The sequence below is a fragment of the Priestia sp. SRI_019 genome (assembly GCF_057586255.1).
This window is the reverse complement of the sequence record NZ_JBYCZN010000003.1, coordinates 435,842-450,670: the sequence shown is the minus strand read 5'-3', so window position 1 is coordinate 450,670 and position 14,829 is coordinate 435,842. Positions and strand designations below refer to the sequence as shown.

General features: G+C 39.8%; 14 protein-coding genes. 5 read left to right on the top strand and 9 right to left on the bottom strand.

Translation table 11 applies throughout. From position 1 onward, the window contains the following. Positions 1-135: 135 nt before the first annotated feature. The 5 genes from AC2YJL_RS20575 (at position 136) to AC2YJL_RS20555 (ending at position 4,677) form a co-directional block, all read left to right on the top strand. Positions 136-930 (top strand): MurR/RpiR family transcriptional regulator, encoded by a 795-nt coding sequence (locus tag AC2YJL_RS20575; protein WP_230931939.1) that lies wholly within the window; start codon positions 136-138, stop codon positions 928-930. Between the two features lie 26 nt (positions 931-956). Further along, positions 957-1,784, top strand: coding sequence for a GNAT family N-acetyltransferase (locus tag AC2YJL_RS20570; protein WP_230931938.1), 828 nt, complete (start codon positions 957-959; stop codon positions 1,782-1,784). Continuing rightward, the gene (gene menC, locus AC2YJL_RS20565) at positions 1,781-2,890 is read left to right on the top strand and encodes an o-succinylbenzoate synthase (protein ID WP_407819158.1); all 1,110 of its coding nucleotides are present in this window, start codon (positions 1,781-1,783) and stop codon (positions 2,888-2,890) included. Before AC2YJL_RS20570 ends, menC begins: the two co-directional genes overlap by 4 nt. Before the next feature lie 50 nt (positions 2,891-2,940). Then, positions 2,941-3,093 (top strand): hypothetical protein, encoded by a 153-nt coding sequence (locus AC2YJL_RS20560; RefSeq protein WP_407819159.1) that lies wholly within the window; start codon positions 2,941-2,943, stop codon positions 3,091-3,093. Between the two features lie 228 nt (positions 3,094-3,321). Further along, positions 3,322-4,677, top strand: coding sequence for an arsenic transporter (locus AC2YJL_RS20555; protein ID WP_025749607.1), 1,356 nt, complete (start codon positions 3,322-3,324; stop codon positions 4,675-4,677). 527 nt (positions 4,678-5,204) lie between these two features. On the opposite strand, the gene AC2YJL_RS20550 is transcribed toward AC2YJL_RS20555, so the two are convergent. From AC2YJL_RS20550 to AC2YJL_RS20510, 9 genes are all read right to left on the bottom strand, one after another. Continuing rightward, a complete protein-coding gene (locus AC2YJL_RS20550; protein WP_016766443.1) occupies positions 5,205-5,408 on the bottom strand; it encodes an IDEAL domain-containing protein in 204 nt (67 codons plus the stop codon). A 49-nt stretch (positions 5,409-5,457) separates the two neighbouring features. Next, the gene (locus AC2YJL_RS20545) at positions 5,458-5,625 is read right to left on the bottom strand and encodes a Fur-regulated basic protein FbpA (RefSeq protein WP_016766442.1); all 168 of its coding nucleotides are present in this window, start codon (positions 5,623-5,625) and stop codon (positions 5,458-5,460) included. Positions 5,626-6,029: 404 nt separating this feature from the next. Then, on the bottom strand, positions 6,030-6,872 hold the full coding sequence (locus tag AC2YJL_RS20540; RefSeq protein ID WP_407819160.1) for an aldo/keto reductase: 843 nt from the start codon (positions 6,870-6,872) through the stop codon (positions 6,030-6,032). 270 nt (positions 6,873-7,142) lie between these two features. After that, a complete protein-coding gene (locus tag AC2YJL_RS20535; RefSeq protein ID WP_407819161.1) occupies positions 7,143-10,955 on the bottom strand; it encodes an Ig-like domain-containing protein in 3,813 nt (1,270 codons plus the stop codon). A 217-nt stretch (positions 10,956-11,172) separates the two neighbouring features. After that, positions 11,173-12,048: an N-acetylmuramoyl-L-alanine amidase family protein gene (locus AC2YJL_RS20530; RefSeq protein ID WP_407819162.1), complete on the bottom strand. Its 876-nt coding sequence runs from the start codon at positions 12,046-12,048 to the stop codon at positions 11,173-11,175. Between the two features lie 195 nt (positions 12,049-12,243). Next, positions 12,244-12,708 (bottom strand): C40 family peptidase, encoded by a 465-nt coding sequence (locus tag AC2YJL_RS20525; RefSeq protein ID WP_153251783.1) that lies wholly within the window; start codon positions 12,706-12,708, stop codon positions 12,244-12,246. 230 nt (positions 12,709-12,938) lie between these two features. After that, positions 12,939-13,073 (bottom strand): hypothetical protein, encoded by a 135-nt coding sequence (locus AC2YJL_RS20520; protein WP_487374919.1) that lies wholly within the window; start codon positions 13,071-13,073, stop codon positions 12,939-12,941. Between the two features lie 143 nt (positions 13,074-13,216). Then, positions 13,217-13,396 carry a YfhD family protein gene (locus AC2YJL_RS20515; RefSeq protein ID WP_013055768.1) on the bottom strand — a complete coding sequence of 60 codons (180 nt, stop codon included), beginning with the start codon at positions 13,394-13,396 and terminating at the stop codon, positions 13,217-13,219. A 149-nt stretch (positions 13,397-13,545) separates the two neighbouring features. Beyond that, positions 13,546-14,817 (bottom strand): cation:dicarboxylate symporter family transporter, encoded by a 1,272-nt coding sequence (locus tag AC2YJL_RS20510; RefSeq protein WP_028407730.1) that lies wholly within the window; start codon positions 14,815-14,817, stop codon positions 13,546-13,548. Positions 14,818-14,829: the final 12 nt, after the last annotated feature.

Here is a 14,829-nt window from a genome sequence, read left to right as displayed (position 1 = left end):
ACAGCATTTATTTTTGAATAATCAATTTATTATATCACGAGGGCTTCTTTTTATTTTGAAACAGCAATTGAAATGAAGTTAAAAATGCATTAATATGTTTTTATGAAGTTATAACTTCTTTTTTTAGGAGGCTATATGAATCCATCATTTCAAGAATTAATTAAACATAAATTCCCTGACCTTTCTCGCGGTCAAAAAAAAGTGGCGGAGTTTCTCGTCAATTTTATGGAAAAAGGCTCGCTGTACACGGCCGGGCAAATTGGCAAAGAAGCAGGTGTCAGTGAAACAACCGTTATTCGTCTAGCTTACGCACTTGGGTTAAATGGTTTTTCCGATTTGCAGGAGCTAATGCGAAACGAATGGCTTTCATCTACTGAATCAAAAGAAGCAGCTAGCAAGCCTGCAGCGGAAGAAAAGAAACCTTTTAGTGAATGGCTTTCCCCTGTTGACGAAAAGGAATTATCTCAAGCTGTAGATGCGCTTATCAAAAGTGATCAAGTGTATATTGCAGGTTTCCGTGAATCTCATACGGCAGCCTACTGGCTGTATTATAAAATGAATCAGCTTCGCAATCATGTTCTTTTATCTTTTCCAACTGGATTTTTGCTTGAAACGCTATGCAATCTCACGAGCGCATCAGCCGTTGTTGTATTTTCACTGCCGCGCTATACAAAAGAAGCGCTCGAAGTAGCTCAGCAGGCTAAAAGACAAGGTGCAAAAGTAATTGCCATTACAGACCGCCGTCTGTCTCCGGTAGGTCAAATCGCTGATATCACGCTTTTAGCCGGCACAACCGAACATATTTTATCGCTTCTTGCCCTATCTCAAATTGTCATTAGCAGCATGCAAAAAAGAGATGAAAAAACGGCTGGAAAACGACAAGAACACTTGGAAAAACTCTATGCCGAGCAAGGCATCTTTTTAGAATAAATGATTAAAAGAAAGGAAGTAAACAAATGACTGAAGCTTTAACGATTCGTTCACTCAAAACAACGGCTGAACTAGAAGACGTACGCGCATTAGAAAGCCGCGTCTGGGGAGAAGAAGAAGCAACGCCCGTTCATCAAACCTTAACCGCTGTTAAAAACGGAGGTCTTGTTCTCGGTGCGTTTCTAAATGAAAAGCTGATTGGCTTTCAATATAGTTTTCCAGGGTTTGACGGAAATTGCGTCTATTTATGTTCTCATATACTAGCAGTTGACCCTGCCTATCGCAGCATGGGTATCGGTGCCAAACTTAAGCATGCACAGCGCCAGGAAAGTAAAAAAAAGGGCTATTCATATATCAGCTGGACGTATGACCCTTTAGAAAGCGCCAACGGGTATTTAAATATTGGAAAGCTTGGAGCCGTTTGTTCTACCTATATTGAAAACTGCTACGGAGACATGAACGATCCGTTGAATGCTGACTTGCCTTCAGATCGATTCGTTGTGGAATGGGCATCCGCAGAAGATACAAAACAAGCTCAGCTTCTTTATACGCCAGATCAAATAATGGACGCATCGCTCATTCAATGGACGTTAACGGATGAAGGGTTCCCTTCTGTTACAGATATTGATGAAAAATGGTTGGATCATGACGTCGTGTCTGTAGCTATTCCGTCTGCTTTTCAGCAAATGAAAGAAGTCTCTCCTTCTCTGGCATTAGACTGGCGTATGCGAACAAGACGCGTATTTCAAACGTGTTTTGCTAAAGGATTCCAAGTAACAGACTTCATGAAGTCTCCAGAAAGCAGCGCACCCGTTCATTTTTATATTTTAACGAAAAAAGAGGTGCAAAAATGAACATAAAACGCGTCATTTTACGGCATTTAAAAATGGATTTACTTCATCCGTTTACCACAAGTCTTGGAAAAGAAGTGGATCGAGATTTTATTTTAGTTGAAATTCAAGACGAAGACGGACGATCGGGCTGGGCTGAATCCGTAGCGTGCGCCGATCCTTTTTATAAAGAAGAAACGCTCAAAACAAACTGGCACATTATGGAGGATTTTTTAATTCCTTTGCTTCAACAGAAAGAAATTCAGCATCCTGACGAAGTATCTGAACGCTTTGCTCATATTCGAGGCAATTACATGGCAAAAGCGGCGTTAGAAGGCGCAGTTTGGGATTTGTATGCGCGCAGGAAAAACCTCTCTCTATCTAAAGCGTTAGGAGGCAGTAAAAGTCAAATTGAAGTTGGTCTTAGCGTTGGCATTCAGCCTACGATTGACGAAACGCTTCGCAAAATTGACGCCGGCTTGAATGAAGGATATAAGCGGATCAAAATTAAAATTAAGCCAAGCTGGGATCTTAACTTGACGCGCGCAGTTCGAAACGAGTTCCCTTCTATTCCGCTGATGGTTGACGCGAACTCTGCTTATACGCTTGCAGATGCTGATCACCTTGCTCAGCTTGATGAATTTGATTTAATGATGATTGAACAGCCGTTGGCTCATGATGATTTAATTGATCACGCTGAACTGCAGGCCCGCATGCGCACGCCCATTTGCTTAGATGAAAGCATTCATTCAGCTGAAGACGTTCGAAAAGCTATTAAACTTGGAAGCACACAAATTATTAACATTAAAATTGGACGAGTAGGCGGACTGACAGAAGCCAAAAAAATTCATGACCTTTGTCAAACTCACGGTGTGCCCGTATGGTGCGGCGGTATGCTGGAATCAGGTGTCGGACGAGCACATAATATTGCCATTACCACACTTGCCAATTTTACGCTTCCCGGAGATACAGCCGCATCCTCTAAATACTGGCCGCGTGATATCGTTCATCCGGAAATCACGGTCGACAACGGGATTATTTCCGTTCCTGATACACCAGGCATCGGCTACGAACCTAATCACGATCAGATAAAAGCGCTAACTTTACACGAAAAAATCTATACTTGCTAATCTTAAACAGGCTGGAACAAAAGTATGTTAGTTAAAGGAAGATCCGAACGATGAATGGTTCGGATTTTTTTATTGATATGGTGAGCGTAGGTTTCATGTATATAGCGGCTTTTATCTGTGCAAGACGAAGACGCCTGCGGGACAAGCAGAAAGCAAAGGCTGGTATGAAAATCAACAGCAATATAAAAAGCAATGCCTGCTAACTCCTTTCTCCAATTGATTTTTCTTTAGATTGGATAGATTTAGTTATGTCCCAGCCTCTTTTTCATAGGCGTCTCTCCCAATATGACACGTGCCTTGGCAAGATAAACAAACATATTAGTAAAAATGGTCTTATGCACAATCCTTCTAGTAATAAATGAATATAAATAGAGTGTAAGGGACATGCAAGGGTATATTCATTACAAATTTTAGAAGAAAGGAGCATACTGATGAATATTGAAATTGGAATTGCCATTTTCGTGTTTACAATGACAATGCTCGTCATTTTTTGGAGGCCAAACGGCATCAACGAAGCATGGCCGGCATCCATAGGAGCAGCCATTATCCTGCTTACAGGCATTGTATCCAAATCAGACATTGTTGATATTTTCGGAAAGATAAGCGGCGCTTCTATCACCATTATTGCCACCATTGTCATGGCCGTCATATTAGAAAGTTTCGGATTCTTCCACTGGGCAGCTGCACGACTAGTGAGTTTATCCAAAGGCTCAGGGTACCGATTATATTGGTACATTCAACTGCTTTGCTTTTTAATGACTTTACTATTTAATAATGACGGCAGTATTTTAATTACCACTCCAATTTTAATTCTACTTTTGAAAAACCTTCAGCTAAAACCCCACCAGCAGATCCCCTACCTTTTAAGTGGAGCGCTTATTGCTACCGCTTCCAGCGCGCCTATAGGTGTAAGTAATATTGTCAATTTGATTGCCTTAAAAATTGTTCATATGTCGCTTTATATGCACACGGCGATGATGTTTGTACCGGCGACACTTGGTTTATTATTTATGTCTTGGCTCATGTATACGGTCGTAAAACGCCATTTGCCAAAAAAACTGCCGCATGCTTCAAAAGATATAGAAGAGAGTTTCTTTACGAAACAGTTTCACCCCTTAAAAGGAAGCATTTCTGTTGAAACAAAACGTAAACGCACACAATTTATGCTGAAAGTTTTATTATTTGTGTTTGTTATGCGCTGTCTCCTATTTGTCGCCTCTTATTTCGGCATACCAATCGAATTGGTTGCTGTACTGGGCTCACTGATCTTACTTATTTGGAGATGGTATCACTTACGTACAAACCCGATTGATATTTTAAAGAAAACGCCGTGGCACATTTTCGTTTTTGCATTTTCAATGTACGTTATTATTTACGGATTGCATAACGTAGGATTGACAGATCTACTTGTGAAAATTTGCGAACCAATTGTGAATCGAGGGCTTTTTGAAGCAAGCTTTATCATGGGAGGACTTGTTTCCATTCTCTCTAACTTGTTTAACAATCACCCTGCTTTAATGGTCGGAACCATTACCTTGACTGAAATGGGGCTCGATCCTATTACTCTCAAAACTATTTACCTTGCTAATATTATTGGAAGTGATATGGGCTCGCTTTTATTGCCGATTGGAACACTGGCTTCTCTTATTTGGATGCATATTTTAAAAGAAAATCATATCAAGGTAAAATGGAAAGATTATTTAAAAGTATCACTTATCGTTATTCCGCTTACCACCATCGTTACGCTTTTCCTCCTATTCTACTGGGTTCAGCTCATTTTTTCTTAATACTGATTTACAGGACGGATTGTACTCTTTCGAAGCTTACAGTCCGTCAGAAACAAACAAATGTCTCTCATAAAAACCCACTATATTTTTCTATTGTTTTTTATAGATACACATTCACCCAATAAAAACATTTTTTTACATTCACTAATTATTTAGAACAATTTAAAAAGAAAATCAATAAATATATTGAATCGAATTTCGTTCATGTGATAAGATATGGTTATATTGTTACTTTAACAATACATAGAGCGAATGAAGTAGAAAATATGCAATTGCATAGAACTTTCTAAACCCCACACGCAACATTTAGAGAGTGACATTCATTTTCTCAGTAACACCCATACCTTTCTGAAAAGAGTGAGTACATTAGACTTGCTCTTTTTGTCTGTTTACTAGTAAGGTGCACCTCTTATGTAAGGCTTTGTTTTGCAATAAGACGACAAAAAAACAGGTAACTAAGCATGCGGCTTCTTACCTGTTTTTATATGCTAAAATGATAAAATCAAATTCTATCACGCGAACGCCCTTTACGAAATTGATTTTAATTCTTCAATTAATTGAAAAAATTTCTCTTTGTTTCTTTCTTCTAATGTTTGATCGACTTCACGTAAAATTTGATCTCTTCTAAAATCTCGGATAGCCTTATTTAATACCATTTTAGCAAATATAGAATCGAGGATATCCATGCGGATGGGCTGCGAGTCTGTCGGGTGCTTTTCGATATAAATCAACTCCTATCCTTTCCTCTATTATAACAAATTCTAGCAATGTATCAAAATTTCATTGAGATATGCGCTGCTGTGCAACAGCTTCGTATTCTGATTCTAGTTCTTGAAGCGTAAGCTCGTATAGCTGCTTATTTCCTTTTTTATAAACCCCTGCATCCAGCAATAAATCAATCATTGATGTTTTTTTACATTGTATGTGAGAGTAAGCTTGTTTTGTCATCGTTACACCGCCTATTTTACACTTAAAAATGAAATGATTTCTCTACCTTTCACGACCTTTCTTTATGATACGGCCCGTCCTTTAGCTTACTGTGAAGAAAATGTTAAATTTATGTAATAATGCATAAAAAGAGGCCGGGACATAACTAAATGAATCCAATCTAAAGACGAACAAATAAGATACATGAGCTGAACCGCTTATGACACCGCAGTTGATTTCCCTGCAAGGCTTCGCTTTCCGCGGGAGTCTTCGCCTTGCCCTTCAATCAACTGCTAGAAGGCACAAAACAGATGAAGCTGTATTCACCATAACAAAAAAAACGAACCACTCATCAAACTAGTTGATCAATGGTTCGTTTTGCACTTGGGCTAAAATACTTTTCTCCCAGCTTCTTAGTTCTTCTATTAAAAATCAAAGTTGTCCGGATCTGGACCTACTCGGTGATTTTGGTTTAATTCATTAATTTTACTTACATCTTCAGCATCCAATTCAAAATCAAACACAGATGAATTTTCAACAATACGATGTTCTTTTGTCGATTTTGGAATCGTTACAACTCCGTTTTGCAGATCCCATCGCAGAATAATTTGAGCAACTGTTTTACCGTGTTTTTCAGCAATTCCTTTTAACACATCGTTATCTAGCAATTCTCCTTGCATAAGCGGAGACCATGCTTCTAGCTGAATATCGTGCTTTTGACAAAAAGCATGCAGCTCTTTTTGCGTCAAACGAGGATGATACTCCACTTGGTTAATAACAGGTTTAACGTCTGTATCTTTCATTAAGTCTTCTAAATGATGAATTTGAAAATTACTTACGCCCACGGCTCTTACTTTTTCTTCTTTATAAAGCGTTTCTAATGCTTTCCACGCTGCTTTATACTTACCTTCTACTGGCCAGTGAATTAAGTATAGATCTAAATATTCTAAGCCAAGCTTTTGTAAGCTTGTTTCGTAAGCAGCCAGCGTCTCTTCATAGCCTAAATCTGCGTTCCAAACTTTTGATGTAACAAAAATGTCTTCGCGTGAAAGATCTGCTTCTTTCAGACCTTGGCGAATTCCTTCTCCTACACCTTCTTCATTTCCATAAATAGCTGCCGTATCAATGCTGCGATAGCCTTTGACGATAGCTGTTTTCACCGCGTTCACTAATTCAGGCCCTTCTTCTACTTTAAATACACCTAGTCCAAGCCAAGGCATTTTGACTCCGTTGTGAAGTGTTACTGTATCTTGCAAATGATTACTCATTATAAAAAACCCCCTGCTAATTTCTTTACATTTGTTATTATGAAACAGAAAAAAAGAAAAAGATAGAACCCACTTTAAAGTAAGTTAGGCACTTCAAAGTTCTAAGGTAACTTTTTAGTAACCTGCTATTTTACTTAAAAACCGCTAGAAGCACTTACCTACATGATGCCTACGTTCACGATAATCATAAAAAAAACACGAACTATCCATCAGTTTTCGATAGATAGTTCGTGTTTAACTTTAACTAAAATACTTTGTCTCAACCTCTTTCTATTTAACACTTACGTTCGTTGCTGAACTTGTATTTCCAGCGGCATCTTTTGCCGTCACAGCCAGCTTTACGCCTGTTTTTTGTTTTGGAATAGTTACTTTAAACTGCCCTTTGCCATCGGCTTTGCCCGACGCGATCGGCTTTGTACCGCTTTTAATCGTAATCACGGCATTTGCTTCCGTTTTTCCAGAGATAAAGGTGGACAAAGACGTAACGGCATTCACTGCCGGAGGTGCCGGCGGCGTTGTGTCTTGTACTTTTACAATTTTATACGGACTGTATCCCACTTTATTTTGCAGCACGGCCGTCACTTCTGTTCCTGCTTTTTGAGCAGGAATTTTTACGCTGAACTTGCCGTTTCCATCAATTTTCCCGCTCGCAATAATCTTTCCGCCTACTTTAATATAAATAGACGCATTTTTTTCTCCTGTTCCCGTTACCGCTGTACTTTTTTCAGTAAGCGTATTAACGGTTGGAAGCGCTGGTTTTGTCTGCGCAGCACTGACTGTTACAAACGTATTAGAGCTGTAGTTATTGGCTGCATCTTTTGCCGTCACAGCCAGTTTTACGCCTGGTGTTTGTTTTGGAATAGTTACTTTAAACTGTCCTTTGCCATCTGCTTTGCCTGATGCGATCAGCTTTGTACCGCTTTTAATCGTAATTACGGCATTTGCTTCCGTTTTTCCAGAGATAAAGGTGGACAAAGACGTAACGGTATTCACTGCCGGAGGTGCCGGCGGCGTTGTGTCTTGCACTTTTACAATTTTGTACGGACTGTATCCTACTTTATTTTGCAACACGGCCGTTACTTCTGTTCCTGCTTTTTGAGCAGGAATTTTCACGCTGAACTTGCCGTTTCCATCAATTTTCCCACTCGCAATAATTTTTCCGCCTACTTTAATATAAATAGACGCATTTTTTTCTCCTGTTCCCGTTACCGCTGTACTTTTTTCAGTAAGCATATTAACGGTTGGAAGCGCTGGTTTTGTCTGTACGGCACTAACCGTTACAAACGCATTGGAGCTGTAGTTATTAGCTGCATCTTTTGCAATAACAGCTAATTTTGTAGCAGCAGGCTGCTTTGGAATGGTGATGCTGAACGTTCCATCCGATTTGGCATTTCCTTTGCCAATTACTTTTTTATCAATTTTCACATGCACTTCCGCGCCTGCTTCTGTGCTTCCCGTTACGACTGTATCTTGATTGCTTACAGCGTTCACTTTTGGTGTAACGGGTGCTGTTTTATCCTGCACGGTTACCGTTACAACTGGACTTACGCCCGCTGCGTTTCCAGCCGTTACAGACAGCGTGCTTCCTGCTTTTTGTTTTGCAATCGAGATGCTGTAATTTCCTTTAGCATCTGCTTTACCAGCTGCAAGCTGAAGACTTCCGTTTTTAATGATAACCGCCGCATTTGCTTCTGCGGTACCCGTAACGGCTGTACTTCGATCACTCACTTCATTAACTGTTGGTTTGACCGGAGCTTTTGGCTTTGCCGTAACGGTTATAGTCGATACAGTACTGCTATTTCCTGCTGCATCTTTTGCTTGTAAGCTTAGCTTTGTATTCGCTTTTTGCAGAGAAATGGCAACAGAAAACGCTCCGTTTGCACTTGCTTTAGCCGTTCCCACAGTTGTTGTTCCCACTTTTACAGTAACCGTCGCATTTGCTTCTGCTGTACCTGTAACTTTTGTATCTTGATCACTTACTGCGTTTACTTTTGGCGCAGCTGGTGCCGTTTTATCCTGTACGGTTACCGCAGTGGCTGAGCTTGTTCCACCTGCATTTTGAGCCGTTACAGAAAGCGTGCTTCCTGCTTTTTGTTTCGCAATTGAGATTCTGTAATTTCCTTTGGCATCTGCATTGCCTGCTGCAAGCTGAAGACTTCCGTTTTTAACGATGACCGTCGCATTTGCTTCAGCCGTTCCTTTAAGCATTGTGTCTTGATCACTTACTTCATTTACTTTTGGTGCAAGCGGTGCTTTTAACGTAGATTTAACCGCAAAAGAAGGCGCTTGGCTTTCGTTTCCTGCTTTATCTTTTGCACTTACCGCTATTGTTGTTCCACCTATTTGTACTGGAATTGAAACAGTAAATGTACCGTTACCATCCGCTACTGCAGAGAACGTTGCATCGCCCGCTTTTACCGTCACGGCGGCGTTTGCTTCTGTTACGCCTGTTACGGTCGTATCTTGGTCACTTACTTCATTTACAATTGGAACAGAAGGCGGCGTTTGATCCGTTACCGTCACTACTGTGGCCGTGCTTTCATTTTCAGCTGCATCTTTAGACGTTACAGACACTTTTGTATCTGCTGGCTGCTTGGCAATCGTAATTGCAAATTTTCCAGCTTCGTCAGCAAGGCCCGTTCCAATTACTTCATTTTCCACTTTTGCAATAACAGAAGCATTTGGTTCTGTCACGCCCGTAAGCGATGTTTCGTTGTCTCCTAGTGCATTAACTGAAGGTGCATCAGGTGCAACCGTATCTTTCGGTGGTTCTTGCTCCTGCTCTTTTCGCGGATATTTTGTTGTATAAAAACTTAAAAGAGTAGTTGTTGGATAGTAAAAATCTAAAATTTCACGATAGTCTTTGCCTAGGCTTGCCATTTTTTGAGCACCGTATTGACTCATTCCAACACCGTGTCCATTTCCTTTCCCATTAAAAGTTGTGGATGTGCTTGTTTCATTTGTTTCCGTTACAAGCAGGCTAAGCATCGCACGGCTGTTTAACATCGATTTTAGCTTCGTCGATGTTAAATTCGTTAATTCCAAATGATGAACCACTAGTTTTTGCGAACTGTCTATATCTCCTTTAACGAGGTAGTCCACTGTAATCGCACCTTTAGTCACACGGCCTCCTGATGAAGGAGCATAAAAACTCACCTTTGGAATAGACGTAATTTTAATCGTTTTACCAGGATGCTTATTGGCTACTAACCATGACTTCAAATTATCCGTAACGGTTTTATCTTTTTCAGAAACCGTATTCCACCAAGCGCTATAGTTAGCTAAATCTTTTCCGGTTAAATCAATTTGCGTTTTTTGAACAGCTAACGTCCACGGCGTCTGCTTATCGTATGGATCTTCTTTCACCGGGAAATAAGAAAGCTGAGTTCCTCCCCAAGCGTTGCTGTTTGATTCGGTTCTCCCACCGTTGCTTGATGAGAAAACGGCGTTGATTAATTTATTGTTGTATGTGACTACTTGTCCGAATGTCTCATCTACTGCTTTGTTTGTGCTGTCGTACCACGTATAGCCACCGTATACTTGATAGCTTACCGTGTCATTGATTACTTTTCCTGCATAGCTCATTGCGTATGTTCTCGCTGCTACTGCCTGAGTTTTTAAAGCTTGCAGATTCCAAGATGTATAGACTTCATTTGGCACAACGCCTTTTAAATAGTCTTCAATCGGCAGCGTATTAACAGGTCTGACGTACGTTCCTTTTTCATTTGTAAACGCAACGTCCCCTAAGTACTGTCTGCCGTTAATAGATACGGGATTTTTATAAAGAGACGGTGTAATTTCAAAGCTTGTAAAATCACCTAAGACAGTGCTTCCTTGTTTTAGAGTGACACCTTGAGTTGTTGCTGTTACCGTATACTCTGTATTTGCATTTAAGACCAAATCCGAGTTTTTAATAGTGTATAAATAAGACGGCTTAATTGTAATTGCATGATGATCTCCTAAATAGTTTACTAATTTTACAGACACAACTGGTTCTACCGTTTCAGCTTTCACGCTAGCAAGCGGCGTGAATTGAAACAGCAGTACGCTTAGTACTAAAGCAAATGCCGTTAACTTTCTCATCTTGTTCCCCCATTTTCATGTACTGTCTAACGCATTTTAATATCACTCGTTATATCGACACAGTTTTATAAAAATTAAAGCATTTTACCTAGTTTTCTTTTCTGCTCGTCCACTTTTTTGTCGAAAAAACGCTTTTTTATATCATATGAACGACAAAAAAAACGTGTGACATAAATCAATTGATTTAGTCACACGCTTTTATAGGTCTTTTCACCTTTTATTTTTTCATTTCTTCATATGCCGCTATACCATCTGCAACATGATTCATCAGCTTTGTAAGGTAAGCTCGATCGGACAGGTTACGGTCTTCTTCTGGATTCGTCATATACCCCAGCTCAACTAGCGTTACGGGTACAGTCGACCAGTTAAATCCTGAAAGATCACTGCGATAGCGAATGCCGTCTGCTTCGACAAACTGATCTTTTTTCACCTCTGTCAGAATAGCTTGAGATGCCTGCAGACTGCGTTGATAAATAGACTTTGTATAGGAATTATCTTCTGCAGGAGTAAGCACAGAAAATCCTTTTACAGAAGCATTTTCAGAACCATCCGCATGTATACGTACATGTAAGTCAGCTTTTGAATTATTCGCAAGCTCCGCTCGTTCCCGGTTGCTGATATCTACATTATCAGCACTCCGAGTAAGCTTTACGGTTATGCCTTTTTCTTCGAGCAGCTGTTTTAATATCATGGAGGCTTCCAACGTCAGCTTGTATTCCGGCTTCTTGGTCACTACGCCTGATGTGCCTCCGGAAACCTTTATTTTTGTTTCTGCTGATCCCGGTCCGATTGGCTCTTTCTCCAGGTTAGCCTGAGATTGATGACCAGGGTCAATGTAAACTAAAAAAGGAGGAGGATCCGCTTTTTCAGGCATGTTGTTTTTTACATTTTTCACTTCATTACCTGCTTCATGAGGCTGTACTGCTTGGAACTGTGAGATGGGGTGCTTCACTCTTTCTCCCTGCGCATGAGCTTTTGGTACATTTCCGCTAACGACGGGTTTCTCTGTTTGACCTTTCATCATAAAGAAAAATGAGAGTACTGCTACTATTGCAACAATACCTATTCCATAACTCCATACTAAGCGCTTCATCTTCGCTCACCAAACTTTCGAATAAAGTGGGATATTCCTTATGTTAAAGTACAAAATGTGTTAACGTTATTATCTCACAGAATATGGATTTTTTTGTATAAAACGTTAAAAATAATATTGGCAATATGTTATGTATATGCAAACAAAAACAACACTACATAATGTAGTGTTGTTTTCCAAAAAAATGACGGATGATTAAATCCGTTTTGCACCAATATAACGTGCTTTCCAGTAGCTGTTGCTAAGAGATGTAATCGTCACTCCTTTAGACGTAGAAGCTTGAAGAAACTGATTATTTCCTAAGTACACACCTACATGTGAAGCACCTTTTTTATACGTTTGAAAGAAAACTAAATCTCCTTTTTGAAGCTTTGCTTTTGAAACGCTTGTCCCTACTCGATACATTTGTTCCGTTGTGCGCGGAAGTGTTTTTCCAGCCTTTTTGAAAATGTATTGAATAAATCCCGAGCAGTCAAAACCTTTTGTTGTTGTGCCTCCCCATTTATAAGGAACACCCATTAATTTTTTACCAGTAGCAATAGCCGTATCTTTGTATGAATATGACGCTGCTTCTACTGTTTGAGCAGGTGCAATAAACGGACTGGCTCCGCTAAATAAGACTGTCGCTGCCGTTATAGACCCAATGATGGCTTTTTTCATTTTTCTCCTCCATTATGTAACCGAACGTTACGTTTCTATAGAACTTATTTTTCAATATGTTCGGTTTAATTATAATGAAAAAAGCCTCAAAAACTATTACGCTATGATTAAATAATGTTACAAAATGGTTACTAAGGTATTTTTATCTTTAGATATGTATAAAAGAGATTGAAACATACCTAAGTCAATCGAATCTACAGACGAATAAACGAGCTAGTATGAATCGCTTGTTACGCGGCAGTTGATTTCCGTGCAAGACTTCGCTTTCCGCGGGCGGCCGCTGAGCCTCCTCGTCGCGTAGGCTCCTGCGGGGTCTCACCTATTCCGCTTTTCCCGCAGGAGTCTTCGTCTTGCCCTCCAATCACAAGCTAGAAGCAACTATAGAAATGAAACCTTCGTTCACTCTGCCAATAAAAAATCCGAACGAGTTGGATTCTCCATCAAGAATCTCCATTCATCGTTCGGATTTCCCTTCAATTAAAACACTTTTGTCCAGCCTCTTTTTCTCTTACTTTTCTTTTTGCTGTTTCAAAATTAAGTCCTGTTTCGCTTTGGCATCATGATGCTGCGCTAACTCACGTGAAAATTCTTCATTTGCTTGATCCGGAGCAATTTTTAACTCTTTTGGTGTTTGAGGCAGTGACCCTTTGTTGTTATGTGATGATTTGTGATTATTTGCTCTTCCCATGTTGAGACCTCCTTGTATCAATCATTTGTTTTTCATCTTTAGTTACTATTCCCAATTTTTCAAAGCAAATTCAAACGAAAAAAGATCCGAACGAATAATCGTTCGGATCTTTTTTCAACTACAATGCTTTTGTCCCAGACTCTTTGTTGTTACGATACTTTTTTTGTTACTTCGTTAATGTAAGCTTCCTTGTCTTTATCGTTAAATTGACCTTCCCACTTCGAAATGACAATCGCACCAAGTGAGTTTCCAATTACGTTTACCGCTGTACGTCCCATATCTAACAAACGGTCGATTCCAGCGATAAAAGCAAGCCCTTCTACCGGAAGTCCTACAGATCCAAGCGTTGCAAGCAGTACAACAAACGATACGCCCGGAACTCCTGCAATTCCTTTAGATGTAACCATTAAAATTAATATCAGTGAAATTTGCTGTGTGATGCTCATATCAATACCGTACATTTGCGCGATAAAAATCGCAGCAAGCGCTTGATAAAGAGTAGATCCGTCTAAGTTAAACGAATACCCCGTCGGAATAACAAAAGATGTAATGGCTTTAGGACATCCGAACTTTTCCATTTTCGCAATAATACGCGGCAATACCGTTTCTGAACTTGCAGTTGAAAATGCTAACAGCAATTCATCTTTTAACACTTTTAATAAGTGGAAGATGTTAACGCCTGCCCATTTAGCTACAAGTCCTAGTACAACTAATACAAAGAAAATCATTGTGCCGTAAGCAACAATTACAAGCTTACTAAGCGGAATTAGAGACGCTAGTCCAAATTTTGATACGGTTACACCGATTAATGCAAATACGCCAAACGGTGCAAACTTCATAACTAAATTCGTTACCCAAAACATCGCTTCTGCCGTGCCTTCAAAAAATCTTAAAACCGGCTTGCCTTTTTCACCGATTGATGCAATTCCAAGTCCAAATAGGACCGAGAAGAAAATAATTGGCAGCATGTCGCCTGCAGCAATTGACTCAAATACATTCGTTGGAACGATGTGAACAAATGTTTCTACAAATCCTTTTTGCTCTGTAGCTTCTGCCGTTGATGTGTAGCTGCTGATATCTGATTTTTCAAGACCGCTGCGGTCCACACCAGTACCAGGGTGAAGCAAGTTAGCTGCTAATAAGCCTACAACAATGGCAACCGTTGTAATGATTTCAAAGTAAAGAATTGTTTTTCCGCCTAATTTACCAAGCTTCTTAATATCACCAACACCCGCAACGCCCACAATGATACTAGATATAACAATCGGCACCACAATCATTTTAATTAAATGAATGAATACGTCTCCAATTGGCTGCAGCACTTCAACTGCTTTAGGATTTCCGTAAAAAATGGCCCCTACAATAATACCTGCAATCAAACCAATTAAAATTTGTCCTGCTAATCCAAGCTTTTTGAACATATCTTTGCACCT